Below are 20,807 nucleotides of genomic sequence, written 5' to 3'. Positions count from 1 at the left end.
GTCAGTTCAGCGACGGGTCGTCCGGATAGGTGGCGACCATGGCGAGCTCGCCGCGCTGGCGGCGCAGCACCGCCCGCCAGAGCCGCTCCGGGTCGGGGAAGGAGACGTCGCCGGGCTCCGAATCGACCACGTACCAGGCCCCCTCGCCCAGTTCCCGCTCCAGCTGGCCGGGCCCCCATCCGGAGTAGCCGGCGAAGATGCGCAGCGATCCGAGGGCGGCGGCGAGCAGTTCGGGCGGCGCCTCCAGGTCGACCAGCCCGATGGCCCCGTGCACCCGGCGCCAGCCGAGCGGGCCCTCCTCACCCGGAATGACCGCCACCCCCAGCGCCGAGTCCAGCGCCACCGGCCCGCCCTGGAAGACCACGCCGGGATCACCGGCCAGCGGCGCCCAGGACAGCAGGACGTCGCCGACGCCCACGGGCGTCGGCCGGTTGAGGACGACGCCGAGGGAGCCCTGCTCGTCGTGGTCGAGCAGCAGCACCACCGCGCGGTCGAAATTCGGGTCCGCGAGGGCGGGGGTGGCCACGAGCAACCGCCCTGTGAGGGAGGACACCTCGGTCATGCCGACATGGTCTCGCACATTCGCGCCGCGGGGGACGCGGGCGGCGAGATCCGATCACGCGCAGCTCAGGGCGCCCGGCGGCAGGACGGGGGGCGTGCGCCGGGCCGGGGCGGAACGCGACACTCCGCCATGGGGTGGATACGGAGGGTGTTGTGCCGAATTCATGACAGTCCTACGGGCGCGTCAGCCATGCGAACACGGGGGTGGAGGCCCTTACTCTTTTCCCTGGCCCCCTGCCCACCCCTCCCGGAACGCGAGATTCATGACCGGCACAGTCAGTGACGATGTACTGCTTGTCCACGGCGGCACGCCGCTCGAGGGCGAGATCCGTGTCCGCGGTGCGAAGAACCTCGTGCCCAAGGCCATGGTCGCCGCGCTGCTCGGCAGCGAACCCAGCAGGCTGCGCAACGTTCCCGACATCCGTGACGTGCGGGTCGTGCGCGGGCTGCTCCAGCTGCACGGGGTGACGGTGCGTCCCGGCGAGGAGCCGGGCGAGCTGGTGCTCGACCCGACGCACGTCGAGAGCGCGAACGTCGCCGACATCGACGCCCACGCGGGCTCGTCGCGCATCCCGATCCTCTTCTGCGGCCCGCTGCTGCACCGGCTCGGCCACGCCTTCATCCCGGGCCTGGGCGGCTGCGACATCGGCGGCCGGCCGATCGACTTCCACTTCGACGTGCTCCGCCAGTTCGGCGCGACCATCGAGAAGCGCGAGGGCGGCCAGTACCTGGAGGCGCCGCAGCGCCTGCGCGGCACCAAGATCCGTCTGCCCTACCCCTCGGTCGGTTCGACCGAACAGGTGCTGCTGACGGCCGTCCTGGCCGAGGGCGTCACCGAGCTGAGCAACGCGGCGGTCGAGCCGGAGATCGAGGACCTCATCTGCGTCCTGCAGAAGATGGGCGCGATCATCTCCGTCGACACCGACCGGACCATCCGGATCACCGGTGTGGACCGTCTGAGCGGCTACAACCACAAGGCGCTGCCGGACCGCCTGGAGGCCGCCTCCTGGGCTTCGGCGGCCCTGGCGACCGGCGGCAACATCTACGTGCGCGGCGCCCAGCAGCGCTCGATGATGACCTTCCTGAACACCTACCGCCGCGTCGGCGGCGCCTTCGAGATCGACGACGAGGGCATCCGCTTCTGGCACCCGGGCGGCCCGCTCAAGGCCATCGCGCTGGAGACGGACGTGCACCCCGGCTTCCAGACCGACTGGCAGCAGCCGCTGGTCGTGGCGCTGACGCAGGCCTCCGGCCTCTCGATCGTCCACGAGACGGTCTACGAGTCCCGCCTGGGCTTCACCTCCGCGCTCAACCAGATGGGTGCGCACATCCAGCTGTACCGCGAGTGCCTGGGCGGCTCGGCCTGCCGCTTCGGCCAGCGCAACTTCCTGCACTCGGCGGTGGTCTCCGGCCCCACCAAGCTGCAGGGCGCCGACCTGGTCATCCCCGACCTGCGCGGCGGCTTCTCGTACCTGATCGCGGCGCTGGCGGCCGAGGGCACCTCGCGGGTCCACGGCATCGACCTGATCAACCGCGGCTACGAGAACTTCATGGAGAAGCTCGTGGAGCTCGGCGCGAAGGTCGAGCTGCCCGGCGGCGACCTGGTCTGAGCCGCTCCCGGCCGCACGACGGAGCCCGCCGGCCCCCGCACGGGGCCGGCGGGCTCCGTCGTGCCCCGGGGGGGCCGGCCGGACGCGGCGGCGCGCACGGGGCCCGGGAGCCCGTCCGGGAGCCCGGCGGGCTCCCCCGCGGCCCCGGGGCCCGGAACCGGCCACGGGCGGCCCGCGGGCCGCGGAGCGCCCCCGGAGGGCGCCCTGCCGGGGGCGGGGCCGCTCCCGGCGGGGCGGAAACCGGCCGGACCGCCCCCGGACAGGCCGAAGGGCGGCTCACCCTCCCGGGGTGGCCGCCCTTCGGCGTTCTACGTACTACTGCCGTCCCGGGGGCCTGCGCGGCCCTCGGCACAAGGGCGGTGCTACTTGCCCTTGGCGGCTTCCTTGAGCTTGGAGCCCGCGGAGACCTTCACGCTGTAGCCGGCCGGGATCTGGATGGGGTCGCCGGTCTGCGGGTTGCGCGCGGTGCGAGCGGCACGGTGGGTGCGCTCGAAGGTCAGGAAGCCGGGGATCGTGACCTTCTCGTCGCCCTTGGCGACGATCTCGCCAACGGTCTCGGCGAGCGCGGCCAGAACGGCGTCGGCGTCCTTGCGGGTCACCTCGGCGCGCTCGGACAGAGCGGCCACCAGCTCACTGCGGTTCATGTTGTACTCCCGTGTTCAACTTGCCTTAGAGGCGTGAGATCGAAGCCGATGCTGCCAGGGCCCTCGGACAGTCCCCGGACCCGGGTCTGAACGTCAGACCCTCTCGCCCGGTTACGCATCCTGCCCCCACCAGCGGCGGGAAAGCCAATCCGGCACCCGCCGGGGTCACACGAAAAGCGCCACAGTCACGCCGCGGTGACGCTCCGTCCGCCCTCGGTGGATGCGGACCGCGGACCACGCGGGCATCCCCGCAACCCTAGAGGCGCCCCGCCGGGCCCGCATCTCGCGACGCGCCGGAAGCGGTGGCCCGTGAGGGCGGTCACAGCGGCCGTCACGCCCCCGAGGCGGCCTTGCGGACGGCTCCGGCCACGGCTCCGGCGACCTTGTCGTTGAAGACGGAGGGGATGATGTAGTTCGCGTTCAGCTCGTCCTCGCCGACCACGTCGGCCAGCGCGGCGGCGGCGGCCAGCATCATGTCGGTGTTGACCGTGCGCGACTGGGCGTCGAGCAGGCCGCGGAAGACGCCGGGGAAGACCAGCACGTTGTTGATCTGGTTCGGGAAGTCCGAGCGGCCGGTGGCGACGACGGCGGCGGTCTGGCGGGCGACGGCCGGGTCCACCTCGGGGTCCGGGTTCGCGAGCGCGAACACGATGGCGCCCTCGGCCATGGCGGCGACGTCCTCGCCGGAGAGCACGTTCGGGGCCGAGACGCCGATGAAGACGTCCGCGCCGACCACGGCCTCCTTCAGCGTGCCCGTGTAGCCCTCGGGGTTGGTGTTGTCGGCGATCCAGCGCAGCGGGGAGTCCGCGGCCGCGTCGACGAGGTCGGGGCGGCCCGCGTGCACGACGCCGTGGATGTCGGCGCTGACGGCGTTCTTCACCCCGGCCGCGAGGAGCAGCTTGAGGATGGCCGTACCGGCCGCGCCGGCGCCCGACATGACGACCTTGACGTCGCCAACTGCCTTGCCCACGACGCGCAGTGCATTGGTGAGGGCGGCGAGCACGACGATCGCCGTGCCGTGCTGGTCGTCGTGGAAGACGGGGATGTCGAGGGCCTCGCGCAGGCGGGCCTCGATCTCGAAGCAGCGCGGCGCGGAGATGTCCTCCAGGTTGATGCCGGCGAAGCCCGGGGCGATGGCCTTGACGATCGCCACGATCTCGTCGCTGTCCTGGGTGTCGAGGCAGATCGGCCACGCGTCGATGCCGGCGAAGCGCTTGAAGAGGGCGGCCTTGCCCTCCATGACGGGCAGCGCGGCCATCGGGCCGATGTTGCCCAGGCCCAGCACGGCGGAGCCGTCCGTCACGACTGCGACGGAGTTGCGCTTGATGGTCAGGCGCCGGGCGTCCTCGGGGTTCTCCGCGATGGCCATGCACACGCGGGCCACGCCCGGGGTGTAGATCATCGAGAGGTCGTCACGGTTGCGGATGGGGTGCTTGGACGCCATCTCGATCTTGCCGCCGAGGTGCATCAGGAAGGTGCGGTCGGAGACCTTGCCGAGGCTGACGCCCTCGATGCCCCGCAGCTTCTCGACGATCTCGTCGGCGTGCGCGGTGGAGGTCGCGGCGATGGTGACGTCGATACGGAGCTTCTCGTGGCCGGAAGCGGTCACGTCGAGGCCGGTGACCGAGCCTCCGGAGGACTCCACGGCGGTGGTGAGCTGGGAGACCGCGGTTCCGCTCGCGGGCACTTCCAGGCGGACCGTCATCGAATACGAGACGCTGGGCGCCGTTGCCATGGCCGTGTTCCTCTTCTGTCCCTGGTTCGCTGTACACACAGGGCCGCACGGCAGGCGTGGCTGGACCTGTGTTGTCCGATCGTCCCACCTACCAGCCGGTACAAGGTAACCAGCCACAAATTTCGGAAAGACACTTCCACCATACGAGATAACCGGGGCCGGCGGAATGGTGGGTTAATACGAAACAGGTCCGCGCCCCCCACGGAGTGGGGGGCGCGGACCTGTTTGCACCTCTGACGGTGCGACGCTTACGACACCGACCCGCCATGCTCGCCTCGCGGCAAGTGGTCGCTCTAGGCGACGAAGGTTGGGCCCGGGGGCTTGGATCGAGTCGGTGCCGTACACCAGGCTAACAAAGGATCGCCCGAAATGATCCCCCTCCCGGGCGCCTCTTGCGGGACCACGCTCACGGCTGCCGACCATCCGGCCGTACGGCTACGGCAGCAGCAGCGCCGGCACCCCGTCCGCGTCCGGCTCGTCCCGCTCGGTCGCGACCACGGTGAGCTGCTGCGTCGCACGCGTCAGCGCCACGTACAGCACCCGCAGGCCCGCCGGGGACTCGTCCGCGATCTCCGCGGGCGAGACCACCACCGTGGCGTCGTACTCCAGGCCCTTGGCCTCCAGGCTGCCCAGCGCCACCGCCCGCTCGCCCAGGTCCGCGAGCCAGCCCGCGGCCTCCGCGCGCCGGTCCATGGCCACGACCACGCCGACCGTGCCGTCCACCTGCTCCAGCAGCCGCCGGGCCTCCGCGCGGACCGCCGCGCCCAGGTCCCCCGCCGCCGCCGTGAATCGCGGCCGCAGACCGGTCGAGCGCACCGCCGTCGGCGGCTCCATGCCGGGCATGGCCAGGCGCAGCACCCGGGAGGCCACTTCGGCGACCTCGGCCGGGTTGCGGTAGTTCACGGTGAGCGTGAACCGCCGGCGCGGCCGCGAGCCCAGCGCCTCGTCGCGCGCGGCGGCGGCCTCCTCCTGGTCGGTCCAGGAGGACTGCGCCGGGTCGCCGACGACCGTCCAGGTGCCGTGCCGGCCGCGGCGGCCCACCATCCGCCACTGCATCGGCGTCAGGTCCTGGGCCTCGTCGACGATGACGTGCGCGTACTCGGTGCGCTCCGCCGCGAGCCGCTCGGCCCGCTCCCACTGCGTCTCCTCGCGGGTCGGCATCAGCTCCTCCAGCCCGCTCAGCTGGTCCAGCGGATCCATCTCCCGCCGCCGCCTGGGCCGGGCCGGAGCGCCGAGCAGCAGGTGCAGCTCGTCCAGCAGCGCCACGTCGTGCACCGACAGCGGACCCTTGCCGTCGGGGCCGGTGCGGCGCAGCGAGCGGGCCAGCCGGCGGACCTCGCGCGGGTTCAGGTCCCGGCGCGACCAGCGGCCGAGGCGGCGCTCGTCGGCCATCGCGGCGAGCACGGCGCGCGGGGTCAGCTCGGGCCACCAGGCGTCGAGGAAGCCGGTGAACGCGTCCTCGGTGGAGATGTCCTCGTCGAAGGCGGAGCGCAGCTCGGCGGCCAGCTCCGGGTCGCTGTGCCGCCCGGAGCCGCCGGACTTCGCGTAGAGCGCGTCCAGCAGCAGCTTGCGGGCGCGCGGGCGCAACAGGTTGACGGGGGCGGTGCCGGAGAGCACGTTCTGCCGGATGCGGTCGAGTTCGGGCGCCTCCAGCTCCTGGCGGCGCCCGAAGGCGACCACCCGCAGCCGGTCGGGGGCCGCGCCGGCGGGGCCGCCGAGCTCCAGGGCCCCGCGGACGGCCTTGCGGAGCACCTTGAGCATCCGCGAGGAGCCCTTGATCCGGGCCACGGCCGGTTCGTCGTACGTGGTCGCCTCGGCGCCGTCGACCAGGGAGCCGAGCGCCCGGATGGCGACCTGTCCCTCCTCGCCGAGGGAGGGCAGCACGCCCTCGGTGTACGCGACCAGCAGCGGGGTCGGGGAGACGATCAGGATGCCGCCGGAGTAGCGGCGCCGGTCCTGGTAGAGCAGGTAGGCGGCGCGGTGCAGGGCGACGGCCGTCTTGCCGGTGCCCGGCCCGCCCGCGACCTCGGCCACGGACGCGGCGGGGGCGCGGATGACCAGGTCCTGTTCGGCCTGGATGGAGGAGACGATGTCCCGCATGGAGTGCGTACGGGCCCGCCCGAGGGCGGCCATCAGGGCGCCGTCGCCGATGACGGGCAGCTCCCGCCCGTCCAGCGAGGCGGTGATCTCCGGGCGCATCAGGTCGTCCTCGACGCCGAGCACCTTGCGGCCCTTGGAGCGGATGACGCGGCGGCGCACCACGCGGCCGGGCTCCTTGGGCGTGGAACGGTAGAACGGCGCGGCGGCCGGCGCGCGCCAGTCGATGACCAGCGGCGCGTAGTCGGAGTCGAGGACCCCGATGCGGCCGATGTGCAGAGTCTCGGCGATGTCGGCCGTGAGGTCCTCGCGGATCGCGTCCTCGGCCGGCTCGACGGAGGTGTACGCGCCGTCCGGCCCGCGCTCACCGTCCTTGCCGAGCACCAGGTCGACACGGCCGAAGAGGAAGTCCTCGAACTCGTTGTTCAACCGGTTCAGGTGGATACCGGCCCGGAAGACCTGCGCGTCGCGCTCGGCGAGGGCGCCGGGCGTGCCGACCTGGCCCCGCTTGGCGGCGTCGTTCATCAGGAACTCGGCCTCGTGGATCTTCTCCTCTAGGCGTCGGTACACCCGGTCGAGATGCGTCTGCTCGACCGCGATCTCCCGATCGCGGACGGAATCCGCCGTGCTGTCGACAGCGGCATTCTGCGCGGCCACCAAGGCCCCCTTCTGACGTGCATGGGCGACCGTCAACCGTACGCGAATCCGGGCCCTGTCCGCATGCCCGTTCCGGAACCGGACCTTCGGGACGGCTCCCCGGGCGGCCGCCGGCTATCCGGCCCCGGCCGCCAGGGCCCGCCGGCGGTGCCGGGCGACGCGCTCCCGGTTGCCGCACCGCTCGCTGGAGCACCAGCGGCGCCGGCGGCCGCGGGAGGTGTCCAGGTAGACGCGGGTGCAGCCCGCGCCCGCGCAGATCCGCAGCCGGTCCCGGTCGCCGGGGTCGGTCAGCAGCTCGACGGCGTCCCGGGCCACGGCGGCGAGCAGCGCCCCGCAGTCGACGCCGCCGCACAACTCCCGTACGAGCCGGCCTTCGTGGTCCCGCACCGCGCAGAGTCCCGGGGGTGGTCCGGCGGCCAGCGCGTTGACCCGGGAGAGCGCCGGCTCCCGCGGATCGGCTCCGTCCAGTTCCGCCCGTACCAGCGCCTCCACGTCCCCGCGCAGCGCCCGGAAGGCGGCCGCCCAGTCGGGGTCCACCCGGGCCAGCGGCGTCCGGTCGGGCACCAGTCCGGCGCCGGCGAGCCACAGCCGCAGCCCGTCGCCGTCGCGGAGCCCCTCGCGGGGTGCGGAGGTGGCCGCCAGGTCCAGGCAGATCCTCCCGGAGTCGAACCACATGCCGTCACCGCCTCGCTCGCCGGAACCCCGCCCGCCGCCGCTCCCAGAGTGCCCGCGGGCCGGGCGCGGCGGAACCCCCCGCGCCGCGCCGGGATCAGTCGGCGGGCGGCGGCGGGTCCGCGTGCAGCAGCCGCTGGAAGAGGCGGTGGTCGCGCCAGGCGCCGTTGACGTGGAGGTAGTTCGGGGCGAGCCCGTACTGCTCGAAGCCGGCCTTGGCCAGGACCCGCTGCGAGGCCAGGTTGTCGACGAGCGTCCCCGCCTCGACCCGGTGCAGGCCGACGTCGTCGCGGGCGATCCGGCAGACCTCCTCCAGCGCGGCGGTGGCCAGTCCCCTGCCGTTCCAGGCCTCGGCGACCCAGTAGCCGATGCCGCCGCTGCACAGCGGGCCGAGCGTGATCGCGCCGAGGTTGATCGCCCCGACGGGCCGGCCCGTGGCCGCCTCGACGAGCACGTACGGGCGGGCGCGGCCCGCGTCGCGGTCGGCGAGCATGCCCTCGACGCGGTCCCGCTGGCCCGCCTCGGTGTAGAAGCGGGCGGACCGGTACGGCTCGAAGGGGGCCATGTACGCCCGGTTGCGGGCCAGCGCGTGGGCCAGTCCGGCGGCGTCCCCGGGCTCCAGCCCGCGCATCCCCACTCCGTCAATGATCATCCGGGCACGCTAGCCGACACCCCGGCCCGGCGCCCGGACCGGGTCCGGCCGCGGGGGGTCCCCGGCCGCGCCCGCGTCCAGCGACAGCCCGTACCCGCGTTTGACGACGGTCCGGATCAGCTCCGGCGCCCCCAGCGCCGCCCGCAGCCGGGCCACCGCGCTCTCCACCGCGTGCTCGTCCCGCCCGGCCCCCGGCAGTGCCCGCAGCAGGTCGGCCCGCGAGACGACCCGGCCCGGCCGCCGGGCCAGCGCGCGCAGCAGGGCCATGGGGGCCGGCTGCACGGGGCGCAGTTCGGCGTCGAGGAGCACAGCGTGGCCGCGCACCTCCAGGCGGCGCCCGGCCACCGGCAGCACCCGTGCCCGGCCGGGCAGTTCCCGGCACAGGAGTCCCACCAGCGGGCCCGCCCCGGGCCGCTGCGGCTCCGCCGGGTCCAGTCCGTGCGCCCGCAGCGCCGGCGCCGTCCCGGGACCCGTGCAGGCGGCGAGCACGCCGCCGCGCAGCGCGGCCAGCACGGCCTCCCTCATCCCGCGCTCCGCGGCCCGCGCCGGCAGGGCGGCCGCCGCCGACGGCGAGGTGAGGGCGAGCGCGTCCACCCCGCCGGCGGCCACCGCGTCGAGCAGCCGGTCGAACGGCGCGAGGCCGGCCGGGGCCGGCCACCGGTGGACCGGTACGGCCACCACCTCGGCCCCGGCGGCCCGCAGGGCCTCGGGCAGGCCGGGCGGCGGATCACCGTGCAGCAGGAGCGCGACCCGGCGCCCGGCCATCCCGGCCGCCACCAGCCGGTCCCGCAGCGCGGCGGGCGACGGCGCCTGCGGGAACGGCCGCGCGGCGAGTCCGGCCGCCCGGACGGCGGCCCCGGCCTCCGGTCCGTGCGCGAGCAGTTCGGCGTGCCGCAGCCGCTCGCGCAGCGCGGCGCCGATCCCCCACGCGTCGGCGGCGCCGGTCCAGGCACGCCATCCGGCGCCGCCGGTGACGACGGCCGTGTCGGGGGGCCGGCGGATCAACCGCTGGGTGGCGGCGCGCAGTTCGGCGTCCTCGGCGGGGGGTGCGGTCCGCGGCGCGGGGGCGTGCACCACGGCGGCCCCGCGGCCGCGCAGCAGGGCGATCAGCTCGTCGGCCCGCGCGGCGGTGACCGCGACGGTGAAGCCCGCGAGGGGCCCGGGGCCGTGGTGCTGCCTGTCGTCGCGCATGTGACCTGCCTCGCCCGGGGTCCGGTGGCGCGGGCGGCGGCAGGGGGATCCGGAGCCCGAGCCGGAGGGGCAGAGCCTGCCAACACGGCGTGTCCGGCCCGGTTCCGCCGCGTTTCGGGCCCGTTAACCGCCGCGCGGCCGGGGCGTTGCCGCCACCCGGCCTCCGGACCGGCGGGGCGGCGAAGGTATACCGCCCGGCCGCGCGAGCGCGCCCGCGTCGGCCGCGGGACCGCCGGGCCGGGGTGGCCCGCCGCCCACCGGCCGCCCGTCACCACCCGCCCGTCACCGGCCGGGCACCTCCGGGATCGCGCCGCCAGCGCCGTCGGCGCCGCCCCGGGACCCGGCGGCCCAGGCACCGGTCCGGCGGCAGGACTCGGGAATCCAGCCGCCGGGCGGCGCGGTGAGCCACCCGTGCTCGGCGGCCAGGGCCGCGGCGGCCGTGCGCAGGGCGTCCAGGCCGGGGTGCTCGAAGCCTCTGCGCCACACCATGGACAGCGGCGACAGCGGGACGGGCCCGGTCAGCGGCCGCTTCACGCTGCCCGGCATGTCGGGGAAGTCCACCGAGACCAGCACCGGGTTGCGGGTCTTGGCCATCACCCGCCCGAACTCCTCCTTGCCCATCGCGACCGGCGCGGGTGGCGCCACCGCGATCCCCCGGCCGGCGAACAGCTCGCTGGCCAGCCCGGTCCACTCCCGGGTCCGCGGGTTCCCGGCGCCCGCGTACACCGCCTCCCCTGCCAGCCCGTCCAGCGGTACGGCCCCGCACCCGGCCAGCCGGTGGCCCCGCGGCAGCAGCACGGCCAGCGGCTCGTACCGGACCGGGCACCGGTCGAGGCGGGCGGCCTGCGCCGGGTCGAGGCCGTCGGCGTACCCGAAGGAGACGTCCAGCCGGCCGGCCGTGATCTCGGCGGCGGCGTGGGTGAGCCCGCTCTCGAAGCGGGCCATCAGCTCGCAGTCCGGGGCGAGGTCGCGGGCGCGCTCCAGGACGGTGCGCCCGGTGCCGGGCCCGTCGGTGTTGACGTCGACGAGGAGCACGCGCGGCCCGGCCCCGGCGCCGAAGGCGGAGGCGAGCTCCTCGTGCGCGCGCAGCACCCGCCGGGCCAGCGGCAGCAGGAGCTCCCCCTCGGGGGTCAGCGCGACCTGCCGGGTGGTCCGGACGAACAGGCTCGCGTCCAGGGCCCGTTCCAGGCGGCGCACGTCCCGGCTGAGGGCCTGCTGGGCCACGTAGAGGCGGGCGGCGGCGCGGGTGAAGTGCAGCTCTTCGGCGGCGGCGACGAACCCGCGGAGCAGGCGGGGGTCCACATCACGGGGCATCACCCGCGGAGACTAACAACAGGGAGCGGTCAATGGCCCGCGCACAGGTGTTGGACCGCGGCCGGGACCCGGCCCGAGGCTGTTCCCATGCCCACCGCCCCCACCCCCGCCATCACGTGCGGCACCACGCACGGCACCACCACGCCCCGGACGATGCCCCGGATGGCGGTGACCGGCGGCACCCTGGTCATCGCCGCCCCGGCGCCCGGCCGCCGGGCCCGCCCGCACGGCCCCTACCGCCGGCTGTTCGCGCTCCCCGGCACCCGGGCCTTCACGGCGGGGAACCTGCTCGCCCGGCTCCCCATGGGCATGTTCGGGATCAGCGCGGTGATGATGATCGCCGGGCAGCGCGGTTCGTACGCCCTGGCCGGCGCTGTCACCGCCACCGGCGTGGCCGCCACGGCTCTGGTGGCGCCCTGGACGGCCCGGCTGGTCGACCGGTACGGCCAGGCCCGGATCGCCGTACCGGCCGCGGCGATCGCCGTCCTCGGCTCCCTGTCCCTCGTCGCGTGCGTGCGCTCCGGTGCGCCCGCCTGGACCCTCTTCGCCTCGTACGCGGCCACCGCCACCACCCCCAACACCGGCGGCATGTCCCGGGCCCGCTGGACCCACCTGCTGCACGGCTCCCCCGCCGCGCACCACACGGCGATGTCCTTCGAGCAGGCCGCCGACGAGCTGTGCTTCATGCTCGGCCCGGTCCTGGCGGCCCTCCTGTGCACCGCCGTCTTCCCCGAGGCGGGCACCCTCACCGCCGCGGTCCTGCTCCTGACCGGAATACTCGTCTTCGCCGCGCAGCGCGCCACGGAGCCCCCGCCGTCCGCGGTGCCCCCGCGCGGCTCCCGCTCCCCGCTGCGCGCGCTGGGGCCGCTGCTGCTCCTCTTCCTGGCCCTGGGCGCGGTCTTCGGCTCGATGGAGGTCACCTCCATCGCCCACCTCGACGCGTACGGCCTGGGCGCCGCCTCCGGCCCGGTCCTGGCCCTCCAGGCGGCCGGCGCCTGCGCGGCCGGGCTGGTCTACGGCACCCTGCGCCCGCGCGGCCTGCCCCTGTGCCTGTCGGCCATGGCCGCGTGCATGGCGCTGCCCTGGGCGGCGGCCGCGACGGGCTCGCTGGCCGCCCTCGCGGGGGCCCTGCTGCTGGCCGGCATGGCCACGGCCCCGACGATGGTCACCGCGATGTCCCGGGTCCACGCGCTCACCCCCGGGGGCCGCCTCAACGAGGGGATGACCCTCGCGGTGACCGCGATCATGACGGGCATCGCCGCCGGCTCGGCCACCGCCGGCCTCGCGGTCGACCACCTGGGCACGACCACGGCGTACCTGCTCCCGGCCGCCGCCGCGGCCCTGTCCCTGCCCGCCGCGGCGGCCGCGCGCGTCCGGGCATGACAAAGGCCCCGCAGCGTCGAGGCCGCGGGGCCTGTGCCCACATGGGGTGGTGGAGATGGCGGGAATCGAACCCGCGTCCAACGGTGCAGAAGCAGGGCTTCTCCGAGCGCAGTCCGCTGCGCTTTTCTCAGCCCCGGAGATCACACGGACAAGTCTCCGACGGGCTCAGTCACTGTTTGGTTTCCCTCCAGCCCCCGTGACCGGGGTTAGAGGTTTAGATCCCTAGTTGACGCCAGGATCCGGACCGGGACCACTTCCGGGCTGACGCTCCTCACAGAGGCTTCAGCTCACTGTTATTAGGCAGCGAGGGTGAAGCGGGAGTTATCGCTCTTGGAGTTGGCGATTATTGTTTGCGACATGTGGTTAGCGAGATCATTGCCGCTTCCTCGGCTCGCTTCCCCTGCATCGACATCCGCTGTCGAAACCGATCATCCCCATGCTTGACACGCTGTTCAGTTGTGTACTGCTTCGAGCAGCTCCACCGTTCAGCGCGTGGTGCTGACGCCATGGTACGCGAAGTGGACCACCGCGTGCCAGGAGATTAAACCGTACCCCGCTGCTTGCGCCGGATCGCCGAGATGGCGCGGTTGGTCTCGCGGGTGTCCTGCTTCTCGCGGAGGGTCTGCCGCTTGTCGTACTCCTTCTTGCCCTTCGCCAGCGCGATCTCCACCTTCGCCCGGCCGTCCTTGAAGTACAGGGACAGCGGCACGATCGTGTGGCCCGACTCCGACGCCTTCGACTCCAGCTTGTCGATCTCCTCGCGGTGCATGAGGAGCTTGCGCTTGCGCCGGGCGCTGTGGTTGGTCCAGGTGCCCTGGCTGTACTCCGGCACGTGCACGTTGTAGAGCCACGCCTCGCGGCTCTCCATCGTCACGAACCCGTCGACCAGCGAGGCCCGCCCCTGGCGCAGGGACTTGACCTCGGTCCCGGTGAGCACGATCCCGCACTCGTAGGTGTCGACGATCGTGTAGTCGTGCCGCGCCTTCTTGTTCTGCGCGATCAGCTTGCGCCCTTTTTCCTTAGCCATAGTGCGGTCATTTTCGCACTACGGACCCACCCCGAGGCCACCCATTACCGCCGCGGCCCGTTCCTCGGCCCCGTCGCCCGCCGCCAGGTCCGGGGTGATGCCGGTGCCGTCGAGGCTGCGGCCCGCCGGAGTGCGGTACGTGCCCACGGTCAGCTCGGCCACCGAACCGTCCGGGAGCGCGGTCGGCATCTGCACCGAACCCTTGCCGAAGGTGCGGCTGCCCACCGCCACCGCCCGGCCGCGGTCCTGGAGGGCCCCCGTCAGCAGCTCGGCGGCGCTCATCGTGCCGCCGTCGACCAGGGCCACCAGCGGCCGGGCCGTGTCGCCGCCCGGGGCCGCGTACAGGGCGCGCTGCTCGCCCCGTACGTCGTACGTCGCCACCAGCCCGCCGTCGAGGAAGGCGGAGGCCGCGGCGACCGCCTCGGCGACCAGCCCGCCCGGGTTGCCGCGCAGGTCCAGCAGGATGCCCGCGCCCGGCGGGGCCGCGCGGACGGCGGCCCTGACCAGCTCGCCGGAGCCGCGGGTGAAGGAGGCCACCTTGACGACGGTGGTGCCGTCCGGGCGCCGGACCGCCGTCACCGGCTCGGTGCGCAGCTCCTCGCGGCGCACGGTCTCGGTGAGATCGGCGCCGGCCCGGCTCAGGCCCAGGACGACGGGGGTGCCGGAGGCGCCGCGCAGCAGGGAGACGACGTCCGGCACGGCCAGGCCGGTCACGCCGTGCCCGTCGACGCTCAGCAGCCGGTCCCCGGCGCGCAGCCCGGCCCGGGCGGCGGGGCCGCCGGGCTCGACCCGGTCCACGTCGATCGCGCCGTCCGGCTCGCGCCGCGCCCACAGGCCGACGCCGGTCCAGCGGCCGTCGAGGCCCTCGGCGAAGGCCGCGTACTCGCCGCGGTCGTAGACGGTGCCCCAGCGGTCGCCGCTGCGGCTGACGACCTCCTGGGCGGCCTTCTTCCCGGACTTCCCTTCGGCGACGGCCTCGGCGACGGCCCGGGCCACGGCCTCCCGGTCGGCGGTGCCGCTCGCGCGCGCGGCCGCCGGGCCGGGGCCGCCGCCGCGGGCGACCGGGGCGGCCGGCTCCGCGGCCTCCTCGCGGTCCCAGCAGCCGGTGCTCGCGGCGGTGGTGACGGCCGCGAGGAAGGCCAACGTCAGGACGGCCCCGCGACGCGTGTCGCGGGGCCGGAGACAGAAGGCGGGCAGACCCTGCATGGCGCCGAGTCTAGGACAAGCCCCGCGCCGTCACGGAGGGTTGACCGTACGGCTCACGGGGCGCTCGTCACACCTTCAGGTACTTGCGCAGGGCGACGAAGGCCGCCATGGAGGGCATCAGCAGTCCGATGAACAGGACGTACGGGAGCTTGCCGAGGACCGAGCTCCAGCCCATGAAGTCGATGAGCTGGATCTTGTCGCGCAGGCCGACGCCGTGGTCGATCACGAAGTACTGGCCGGAGACCAGCATGGCGCAGGCGAAGAGCGCGCCGATCAGGCCGGCGACGGCCGCCTCCATGATGAAGGGGACCTGGATGTAGAAGCTGGAGGCGCCCACGAGCCGCATGATGCCGGTCTCCCGCCTGCGGCTGAACGCCGAGACGCGCACGGTGTTGACGATCAGCAGCAGCGCCACGACCAGCATGACCAGCATGATGCCGAGGGCGGCGAAGTTCAGGTAGTTGAGGATGCGGAAGAGGTCGTCGATCTCCTTGCGCTGGTCGTCGACGGTGTAGATGCCGTCGCGGCCGGCGAAGGCGGAGGTGACCACCTTGTACTTCTCCGGGTTCTTCAGCTTGACCCGGTAGGACTCCTGCATCTGGTCCGGGGTGATCGAGGAGGCCAGCGCGGTGTGGCCGTACTGCTCCTGGTAGTGCTTGTAGGCCTCGTCGGCCGACTCGTAGGCGACGGACTTGACCAGGTCCATCTGCTTGAGCTCGGTCTCGATCTGCTTCTTCTGCTCGGCCGTCACCGCGCCCTTGCGGCAGGTGGCGACGCCGGAGGCCTGGGAGGCCGAGCCGTCCGGCTTGGCGGCGGGCTCGCTGGCCTCGGCCGCGTCCTGCTTGTTGCAGAGGTAGATCGAGACGTTGGCCTTGTCGTACCAGTAGCCCTTCATGCTGCTCACCTGCTCGCGCATGAGCAGGGAGCCTCCGAACAGGGCCAGCGACAGGGCCACGGAGATGATGACCGCGAAGGTCATGGTGAGATTGCGACGGAGGCCGACGCCGATCTCCGACATGACGAACTGGGCGCGCATGGCGTCCTTTCAGTGCTGGTAGCCGTAGACGCCGCGCGACTGGTCGCGTACGAGACGGCCCTGTTCGAGTTCGATGACGCGCTTGCGCATCTGGTCGACGATCTGCTGGTCGTGCGTCGCCATGATCACGGTGGTGCCGGTCCGGTTGATCCGGTCCAGCAGCTTCATGATGCCGACGGAGGTCTGCGGGTCGAGGTTGCCGGTGGGCTCGTCCGCGATCAGCAGGGCCGGCCGGTTGACGAAGGCGCGGGCGATGGCCACGCGCTGCTGCTCGCCGCCGGACAGCTCGCCGGGCATCCGGGCCTCCTTGCCGCCGAGGCCGACGAGCTCCAGGACCTGCGGGACGGCCTTGCGGATCTCGCCCCGGGGCTTGCCGATGACCTCCTGGGCGAAGGCCACGTTCTCGGCCACCGTCTTGTTCGGGAGGAGGCGGAAGTCCTGGAAGACGGTCCCCAGCTGGCGCCGCATCTGCGGGACCTTCCAGTTGGAGAGCTTGGCGAGGTCCTTGCCCAGGACGTGCACCTGGCCGTGGCTCGCCCGCTCCTCGCGCAGGATCAGCCGCAGGAAGGTGGACTTGCCGGAGCCGGAGGAGCCGACGAGGAAGACGAACTCGCCCTTGGCGATGTCCAGGGACACATCTCTGAGTGCGGGGCGGTTCTGCTTCGGGTAGGACTTGGAGACACTGTCGAATCGGATCACGGGTGCACCACGGTCGCCGGGAGTAGGTGAGCGTGACCATACGCGACCGGGCGCGGGGTGGGGACCCGGCCTCCGGACTTGTCCGCTTTATCCCCTGGCGGGGGCGGGTGCGGACCGCGATTGCCCGGAGGGGCCGCGCCGAATGCCGGCGGAGCTGGCACAGTGGGAGGGGGAACGGTCCGGTTCCCCGTGGCGTTGTACGAGGGGATGAGAGGAGGAGCGCATGACATATGACCGGCTCGTGTGCGCGAACTGCGCGGCACCCGTCAGCCAGGGCCGCTGCCCTGTGTGCCGGGCGAACCGGGAGCGCCTCCAGCAGGAGGGCCCCTTCTCCGGCCTGAACCCCGTGGCGCTCATCGCCCTGATGGTGGTCCTGGTGGCCGCCCTGGCCCTGGTGGCGCAGCACGCCGCGTAGGCGTGACGAGCACGGCGCGGCCCGGCGGCCGCGCGCAACGCAAGGGCCCGGACACCCCTGGTGTCCGGGCCCTTCCGTGTGCGTGCGGGGAGCTACGCGGTCTGCTCCTGCTGCTTGCGCCAGCGGATGCCGGCCTCCAGGAATCCGTCGATCTCGCCGTCGAGGACCGCCTGCGGGTTGCCGACCTCGAACTCCGTGCGCAGGTCCTTGACCATCTGGTACGGGTGCAGGACGTACGAGCGCATCTGGTTGCCCCAGGAGCTGCCGCCGTCCTTGAGGGCGTCCATCCTGGCCTGCTCCTCCTGGCGGCGCCGCTCCAGCAGCTTGGCCTGGAGGACGTTCATGGCGCTGGCCTTGTTCTGGATCTGCGAGCGCTCGTTCTGGCAGGAGACGACGATGCCGGTCGGGATGTGCGTGATGCGCACGGCCGAGTCGGTGGTGTTGACGCCCTGGCCGCCGGGGCCGGAGGCGCGGTAGACGTCGATGCGCAGCTCGCCCTCGTCGATGTCGACGTGGTCGCTGGACTCGACGACGGGGAGCACCTCGACGCCCGCGAAGGAGGTCTGGCGGCGGCCCTGGTTGTCGAAGGGGGAGATGCGCACCAGGCGGTGCGTGCCCTGCTCGACCGAGAGGGTGCCGTAGGCGTAGGGCGCCTTGACGACGAAGGTGGTCGACTTGATGCCGGCCTCCTCCGCGTACGAGGTCTCGTAGATCTCGGTGGCGTAGCCGTGGCGCTCGGCCCAGCGCAGGTACATGCGCTGGAGGCGCTCGGCGAAGTCGGAGGCGTCGACGCCGCCGGCCTCGGCACGGATGTTGACCAGCGCCTCGCGCTCGGCGTACTCGCCGGACAGGAGGGTGCGGACCTCCATCTCGTCCAGGGCCTTGCGGACGGAGACGAGCTCGGTCTCGGCCTCGGCGAGGGTGTCCGCGTCGTCCATCTCCTGGGCCAGCTCGAAGAGGACCGCGAGGTCGTCGATGCGCCCGCGCAGGGTCTCGGTCTTGCGGACCTCGGCCTGGAGGTGGGACAGCTTGCTCGTGATCTTCTGGGCGGCTTCCGGGTCGTCCCACAGGGACGGCGCGGCGGCCTGCTCCTCCAGCACGGCGATATCTGCCCTCAGCTTGTCGAGGTCCAGGACGGCCTCGATCGACCCCATGGTCGAGGAGAGGGACTTCAGCTCTTCGGAAACATCGACGACTGCCACGGGTCCAGCGTAGCCGGTCCGCGGAGGAGGCCGTCCGGGCAGGCCGGATCACCCGTACCGGGGGCGGGTCGCACGGGCGTACGCTCACGGCATGACCGTCCTCCTCGTCAAGCGCCGCCATGTGGACCACATGCGCGTCACGACCACGAGCTGTCGGCCGCCGGACCGCCCCCGAGCCTGATCCACCCCGATCCGACTTCGGTCCTGTCCGCGGACCGGCGGCCCCGGCGCCACCCCTGCCGGCGGCCCTCCCCTCTCTCCGCGGCCCCCGCCACCCCCGGGGACCAGGACCCCGTGACATCCGAAACGGAGCCGTCATGCCGTCCGCGCACTCCCTTCCCGTCCTGGACCTCTCCGAGGCCGACGACCCGGCCCTGCGGGCCTCCTTCCTGGAGCGGCTGCACGCCGCCGCCCGGGACAGCGGGTTCCTGCACCTGACCGGACACGGCGTCACCACCGCCGAGACCGCCCGCATCCTCGAACTGACCAGGGCCTTCTTCGCGCTCCCGGAAGCCGACCGGCTGGCCGTGAGCAATCTGAACTCCCCCCACTTCCGCGGCTACACCCGCATCGGCCACGAGCTGACGGGCGGGGCGTCCGACTGGCGCGACCAGCTGGACGTGGGCGCCGAGCGCCCCGCGCGCACGCCGGAGCCGGGCGATCCGGCGTACCTCTGGCTGGAGGGCCCCAACCAGTGGCCCGCCGCGCTCCCCGAACTGCGCACGGCGGTCCTGGAGTGGCAGACGCGGCTCGCCGCGGTGGCCCACCGCCTGCTGCGGGAGCTGCTGGCCTCCATCGGCGCCCCGCCCGACTTCTTCGACGCGGCCTTCGCGGACCGCCCCCACCTGCACACCAAGCTGATCCGCTACCCCGGGTCCGCCCCCACCGGCGCGGACCAGGGCGTGGGCGCGCACAAGGACTACGGCTTCCTGACGCTGCTGCTGCAGGACGCGGTGGGCGGCCTCCAGGTGGTCCGGGACGGTGCCTTCGTGGACGTGCCGCCGCTGCCCGGGGCGTTCGTGGTGAACCTGGGAGAGCTGCTGGAGATAGCGACCGAGGGGTACCTGACGGCGACGGACCACCGGGTGGTCAGCCCGAGGGGGTCGGTGGAGCGCTACTCGGTGCCGTTCTTCTACAACCCGCGGCTGGACGCGGTCGTGGAGACGGTCCCGGGCGACTACCTGCGCTCGGCGCCCGGGATCGCGCACGACGCCCGCAACCCGCTGCACGCGCAGTACGGCCGCAACGAGCTCAAGGGCTGGGTCCGCGCCCACCCCCGGGTGGCCCGGCGCTGGCACCCGGAGCTGCTGGCGGCGTAGGACGCGGTCCGGCCCGCCGCTACGGGGTGCGCGGGCCGGTGGAGTGCTTGCCGTCCTGCGGCGGCGCGGCCTCCTCGCCGCCCGAGACGGCGAACCACGTGCCCACGCCCACCGCCGCCGCCAGCGCCAGCGCCGACGCGGACAGCACGAGCCGGCGCTTGCGCGCCGCCTCGGCGCGGTGGCGGGCCGAGCCAGGCCGGTGGCCGCCGGCCGGGCGCGGCACCCGGGCGGTGCCCAGTGCGCCGCCCGCCAGCTCGTCCGGCCCCGGCACCCGCATCGAGGTGTGCGTGTCCCGGTTGGAGTCGGTGGCCGAGCCGGGCACCAGCGGGACCACGCCCCGGCGGCGCACCGGCTCGGCGGCCGGCTCCTGGGCCGGGCCGGGCTCCGGTTCGGCGTCGTCCGGCTCGTCCACGTCGAGCGGCGGGATTCCGGCCAGCATCGGCAGCAGGTCCCGCAGACGGGCCGACAGCTCCGAGGCCCGCAGCCGCGACGCCGGGGCCTTGGCCAGGCACTGCACGACCAGCTGCCACAGCTCCTCGGGGATCCCGGGCAGCGGGACCACCGTCTCGGTGACGTGCCGGCGCAGCACCGCGCCCGGGTGCCCGCCGCCGAAGGGGGTGAACCCGGCCAGCAGCTCGTACAGGACCGTGGCCAGCGCGTAGATGTCGACGGCGGCCCGCGGGGGCAGGCCCTCGACGATCTCGGGGGCCAGGTAGTCGGGGGTGCCGATGATGCGGGTGCTCGGGGCGGTGGTCCGGCCCCCGGAGACCCGGCGCGGGGAGTCGATCAGCTTGGCCACGCCGAAGTCGGTCAGCAGCGCCGGGTGCGCCCCGCCCGGGCCCAGCGGGCCCTGCATGTCGAGCAGCACGTTCTCGGGCTTGACGTCCCGGTGCACGACCCCGGCCGCGTGGGCCGCGGCCAGCGCGTCGGCCACGTCCGCGACGATCGCCACGGCCGCCTCGGGGGCGAGCCGCCGCTCGCGGTCCAGCCGGGTGCGCAGGTCCGTGCCCCGGACGAGGTCCATGACGAGGGCGAGGTCGTTGCCGTCGACGACGAGGTCGCGGACGGAGACGACGTGGGGGTGCTCCAGGCCGAGCAGCGCGCTGCGCTCCTGGACGAACCGTCCGACCAGCTCCTGGTCGGACGCGAGGTCCTCGCGCAGCAGTTTGACGGCGACGGGCCCGTCAGGCCCCTCGCCCAGCCACACCGTGCCCGCGCTGCCGCGCCCCAGAATCTGGTGCGCGGTGTACCGGCTGCCGATCTTCCGTGCCACGACTGCTCCCTCAGCGGCTGGCCTACGCACCAAAGCTACGCGGCCGGGTCGGCCTTGACGGCCAGTAGGGGGCCCGATTCGCGGCGACCTTCACTTCTGCGGGCGAAATCACCC

Annotated in this window: 18 protein-coding genes and 1 other RNA gene; 4 read left to right on the top strand and 15 right to left on the bottom strand. The window is 73.9% G+C overall.

All coding sequences use genetic code 11. The annotated features are described in order from the left end of the window. Position 1 precedes the first annotated feature (1 nt). Positions 2 to 562, bottom strand: a complete 561-nt coding sequence (locus tag CP968_RS20585) for a YqgE/AlgH family protein (RefSeq protein ID WP_150519402.1) — start codon at positions 560 to 562, stop codon at positions 2 to 4. 262 nt (positions 563 to 824) lie between these two features. Here CP968_RS20585 and murA point away from each other — a divergent pair, with 262 nt between their 5' ends. After that, positions 825 to 2,171 (top strand): UDP-N-acetylglucosamine 1-carboxyvinyltransferase, encoded by a 1,347-nt coding sequence (gene murA, locus CP968_RS20580; RefSeq protein ID WP_150519401.1) that lies wholly within the window; start codon positions 825 to 827, stop codon positions 2,169 to 2,171. Positions 2,172 to 2,533: 362 nt separating this feature from the next. Here murA and CP968_RS20575 read toward each other — a convergent pair whose 3' ends face one another. The 7 genes from CP968_RS20575 to CP968_RS20540 all read right to left on the bottom strand — a co-directional run bounded on the left by CP968_RS20575 (position 2,534) and on the right by CP968_RS20540 (position 11,133). Next, the gene (locus tag CP968_RS20575) at positions 2,534 to 2,815 is read right to left on the bottom strand and encodes an HU family DNA-binding protein (RefSeq protein ID WP_007264399.1); all 282 of its coding nucleotides are present in this window, start codon (positions 2,813 to 2,815) and stop codon (positions 2,534 to 2,536) included. Positions 2,816 to 3,146: 331 nt separating this feature from the next. Further along, the gene (locus CP968_RS20565; RefSeq protein WP_150519400.1) at positions 3,147 to 4,550 is read right to left on the bottom strand and encodes an NAD-dependent malic enzyme; all 1,404 of its coding nucleotides are present in this window, start codon (positions 4,548 to 4,550) and stop codon (positions 3,147 to 3,149) included. A gap of 435 nt (positions 4,551 to 4,985) precedes the next feature. Next, on the bottom strand, positions 4,986 to 7,304 hold the full coding sequence (locus CP968_RS20560; RefSeq protein ID WP_150519399.1) for a HelD family protein: 2,319 nt from the start codon (positions 7,302 to 7,304) through the stop codon (positions 4,986 to 4,988). 114 nt (positions 7,305 to 7,418) lie between these two features. Continuing rightward, the gene (locus tag CP968_RS20555; RefSeq protein ID WP_150519398.1) at positions 7,419 to 7,979 is read right to left on the bottom strand and encodes a CGNR zinc finger domain-containing protein; all 561 of its coding nucleotides are present in this window, start codon (positions 7,977 to 7,979) and stop codon (positions 7,419 to 7,421) included. Between the two features lie 94 nt (positions 7,980 to 8,073). Beyond that, positions 8,074 to 8,628 (bottom strand): GNAT family N-acetyltransferase, encoded by a 555-nt coding sequence (locus tag CP968_RS20550; protein ID WP_150519397.1) that lies wholly within the window; start codon positions 8,626 to 8,628, stop codon positions 8,074 to 8,076. A gap of 9 nt (positions 8,629 to 8,637) precedes the next feature. After that, positions 8,638 to 9,819: a uroporphyrinogen-III synthase gene (locus tag CP968_RS20545; protein ID WP_150519396.1), complete on the bottom strand. Its 1,182-nt coding sequence runs from the start codon at positions 9,817 to 9,819 to the stop codon at positions 8,638 to 8,640. Between the two features lie 282 nt (positions 9,820 to 10,101). Continuing rightward, positions 10,102 to 11,133 carry a LysR family transcriptional regulator gene (locus tag CP968_RS20540; protein ID WP_150519395.1) on the bottom strand — a complete coding sequence of 344 codons (1,032 nt, stop codon included), beginning with the start codon at positions 11,131 to 11,133 and terminating at the stop codon, positions 10,102 to 10,104. Between the two features lie 87 nt (positions 11,134 to 11,220). Here CP968_RS20540 and CP968_RS20535 point away from each other — a divergent pair, with 87 nt between their 5' ends. Beyond that, positions 11,221 to 12,516, top strand: a complete 1,296-nt coding sequence (locus CP968_RS20535) for an MFS transporter (protein WP_373304084.1) — start codon at positions 11,221 to 11,223, stop codon at positions 12,514 to 12,516. A 47-nt stretch (positions 12,517 to 12,563) separates the two neighbouring features. Here CP968_RS20535 and ssrA read toward each other — a convergent pair. From ssrA to ftsE, 5 genes are all read right to left on the bottom strand, one after another. Beyond that, positions 12,564 to 12,952, bottom strand: a transfer-messenger RNA (tmRNA) gene (gene ssrA / locus CP968_RS20530). Positions 12,953 to 13,057: 105 nt separating this feature from the next. Further along, positions 13,058 to 13,543, bottom strand: a complete 486-nt coding sequence (gene smpB, locus CP968_RS20525) for an SsrA-binding protein SmpB (protein ID WP_150519394.1) — start codon at positions 13,541 to 13,543, stop codon at positions 13,058 to 13,060. Between the two features lie 18 nt (positions 13,544 to 13,561). Next, a complete protein-coding gene (locus tag CP968_RS20520; RefSeq protein WP_150519393.1) occupies positions 13,562 to 14,749 on the bottom strand; it encodes a S41 family peptidase in 1,188 nt (395 codons plus the stop codon). A gap of 67 nt (positions 14,750 to 14,816) precedes the next feature. Beyond that, a complete protein-coding gene (ftsX, locus tag CP968_RS20515) occupies positions 14,817 to 15,785 on the bottom strand; it encodes a permease-like cell division protein FtsX (protein ID WP_150519392.1) in 969 nt (322 codons plus the stop codon). Positions 15,786 to 15,794: 9 nt separating this feature from the next. Then, positions 15,795 to 16,484: a cell division ATP-binding protein FtsE gene (ftsE, locus tag CP968_RS20510; protein WP_150519391.1), complete on the bottom strand. Its 690-nt coding sequence runs from the start codon at positions 16,482 to 16,484 to the stop codon at positions 15,795 to 15,797. Between the two features lie 223 nt (positions 16,485 to 16,707). On the opposite strand from ftsE, the gene CP968_RS20505 reads away from it, so the two are divergent. Next, the gene (locus CP968_RS20505; protein WP_150519390.1) at positions 16,708 to 16,899 is read left to right on the top strand and encodes a hypothetical protein; all 192 of its coding nucleotides are present in this window, start codon (positions 16,708 to 16,710) and stop codon (positions 16,897 to 16,899) included. 92 nt (positions 16,900 to 16,991) lie between these two features. Here CP968_RS20505 and prfB read toward each other — a convergent pair whose 3' ends face one another. Next, positions 16,992 to 18,101 carry a peptide chain release factor 2 gene (gene prfB, locus CP968_RS20500; RefSeq protein WP_150519389.1) on the bottom strand — a complete coding sequence of 370 codons (1,110 nt, stop codon included), beginning with the start codon at positions 18,099 to 18,101 and terminating at the stop codon, positions 16,992 to 16,994. A gap of 317 nt (positions 18,102 to 18,418) precedes the next feature. On the opposite strand from prfB, the gene CP968_RS20495 reads away from it, so the two are divergent. Then, positions 18,419 to 19,420, top strand: a complete 1,002-nt coding sequence (locus CP968_RS20495) for an isopenicillin N synthase family dioxygenase (RefSeq protein WP_150519388.1) — start codon at positions 18,419 to 18,421, stop codon at positions 19,418 to 19,420. 19 nt (positions 19,421 to 19,439) lie between these two features. Here the strand turns inward: CP968_RS20495 and CP968_RS20490 are convergent, their stop codons facing one another. After that, positions 19,440 to 20,693, bottom strand: a complete 1,254-nt coding sequence (locus tag CP968_RS20490; protein WP_150519387.1) for a serine/threonine-protein kinase — start codon at positions 20,691 to 20,693, stop codon at positions 19,440 to 19,442. Between the last annotated feature and the right edge of the window lie 114 nt (positions 20,694 to 20,807).

This window comes from Streptomyces subrutilus (genome assembly GCF_008704535.1).
Lineage (GTDB): Bacteria > Actinomycetota > Actinomycetes > Streptomycetales > Streptomycetaceae > Streptomyces > Streptomyces subrutilus.
The sequence above is the reverse complement of the archived record's forward strand: the minus strand, read 5'-3'. Positions and strand labels throughout refer to the sequence as shown.